Here is a 387-nt window from a genome sequence, read left to right on the forward strand (position 1 = left end):
TAAAATGTACCCCGTAGAGTAGACACCTAAAAAAGGTCTACTCTACGGGGTACTTTTCTATATACTTAAGGAAATAAAATTCGGGGAGAAAACCATGAGTATTAAGTTATTTAGTCAACGTGATGTGAACAAGATAAAATCCAATCCGTATGTGAAAAGCGTAAGTCAAAAGAGTATTACGTACACAGATGAATTCAAACGCTTATTTATTGCAGAATATGAGTCAGGTCGACTACCGAGAGAAATCTTTGAGTCCTGCGGCTTTGACATTGAAATCCTCGGAATGGTTCGTGTAAATAAGGCTGCAAAACGTTGGAAGAGTGCATACACGACCAGTGGGTTAGATGGACTTACAGATACACGTAAGGGAAACTCAGGTAGACCTTT

Annotated in this window: 1 protein-coding gene; it reads left to right on the forward strand. The window is 39.0% G+C overall.

The window, feature by feature from the left end:
- Positions 1–94 precede the first annotated feature (94 nt).
- A partial coding sequence (locus tag ACPV3A_RS37840; RefSeq protein ID WP_426205029.1) for an HTH domain-containing protein occupies positions 95–387 on the forward strand: 293 nt, incomplete at its 3' end.

The organism is Paenibacillus sp. Dod16, from assembly GCF_049893405.1.
Lineage (GTDB): Bacteria > Bacillota > Bacilli > Paenibacillales > Paenibacillaceae > Paenibacillus_AQ.